The following is a 1616-nucleotide window of genomic DNA, read 5'->3' as shown; positions in this document are numbered from 1 at the left end:
GGGGAGTATAGAGCATTCCGGTTGATCCTGCCGGAGGTCATTGCTATTGGAGTCCGATTTAGCCATGCTAGTTGCACGAGTTTAGACTCGTAGCAGATAGCTCAGTAACACGTGGCCAAACTACCCTCTGGACGCGGATAACCTCGGGAAACTGAGGCTAATCCGTGATACGATTCTCAGCCTGGAAGTGGCGAGAATCCGAAACGCTCCGGCGCCAGAGGATGTGGCTGCGGCCGATTAGGTAGACGGTGGGGTAACGGCCCACCGTGCCGATAATCGGTACGGGTTGTGAGAGCAAGAGCCCGGAGACGGTATCTGAGACAAGATACCGGGCCCTACGGGGCGCAGCAGGCGCGAAACCTTTACACTGCACGACAGTGCGATAAGGGGACTCCGAGTGCGAGGGCATATCGTCCTCGCTTTTCACTACCGTAAGGTGGTAGTAGAATAAGTGCTGGGCAAGACCGGTGCCAGCCGCCGCGGTAATACCGGCAGCACGAGTGATGACCGCTCTTATTGGGCCTAAAGCGTCCGTAGCTGGCCTTGCAAGTCCATCGGGAAATCCGCGCGCTCAACGCGCGGGCGTCCGGTGGAAACTGNGGGCTTGGGACCGGAAGACCAGAGGGGTACGTCTGGGGTAGGAGTGAAATCCCGTAATCCTGGACGGACCACCGGTGGCGAAAGCGCCTCTGGAAGACGGATCCGACGGTGAGGGACGAAAGCTCGGGTCACGAACCGGATTAGATACCCGGGTAGTCCGAGCTGTAAACGATGTCTGCTAGGTGTGCCACAGGCTACGAGCCTGTGGTGTGCCGCAGGGAAGCCGTGAAGCAGACCGCCTGGGAAGTACGTCCGCAAGGATGAAACTTAAAGGAATTGGCGGGGGGGCACTACAACCGGAGGAGCCTGCGGTTTAATTGGACTCAACGCCGGACATCTCACCAGCATCGACAGTAGCTGTGACGGTCAGTGTGATGAGCTTACTAGAGCTACTGAGAGGAGGTGCATGGCCGCCGTCAGCTCGTACCGTGAGGCGTCCTGTTAAGTCAGGCAACGAGCGAGACCCACGTCCCTAATTGCCAGCAACNGGTGGTTGGGTACATTAGGGAGACTGCCAGTGCCAAACTGGAGGAAGGAATGGGCAACGGTAGGTCAGTATGCCCCGAATGTGCTGGGCGACACGCGGGCTACAATGGCCGAGACAGTGGGATGCTATCCCGAAAGGGAACGCTAATCTCCGAAACTCGGTCGTAGTTCGGATTGAGGGCTGAAACTCGCCCTCATGAAGCTGGATTCGGTAGTAATCGCGCCTCAGAAGGGCGCGGTGAATACGTCCCTGCTCCTTGCACACACCGCCCGTCAAAGCACCCGAGTGGGGTCCGGATGAGGCCACTGTATAGTGGTCGAATCTGGGCTCCGCAAGGGGGCTTAAGTCGTAACAAGGTAGCCGTAGGGGAATCTGCGGCTGGATCACCTCCACAGACCGAGACCAGGCCGTTGCGCCTGGCTCACCTAGCGGTTCCACGTTCGATCGCGCCGTCTGGCCGATCGGGCACCTTTGAACTACCAAGGCTCACACCTTACTCGCTCCCCTGGAGCCATATCGGCTCCAGCGG

At 58.8% G+C, this 1616-nt stretch carries 1 rRNA gene; it reads left to right on the top strand.

Annotation, left to right across the window (positions count from 1 at the left end):
- Positions 1 to 14 precede the first annotated feature (14 nt).
- Positions 15 to 1479, top strand: a 16S ribosomal RNA gene (locus C493_RS09035).
- Positions 1480 to 1616 lie beyond the last annotated feature (137 nt).

It is taken from the genome of Natronolimnohabitans innermongolicus JCM 12255 (assembly GCF_000337215.1).
GTDB lineage: Archaea > Halobacteriota > Halobacteria > Halobacteriales > Natrialbaceae > Natronolimnohabitans > Natronolimnohabitans innermongolicus.
This window is presented reverse-complemented; position numbering and strand designations above follow the sequence as displayed.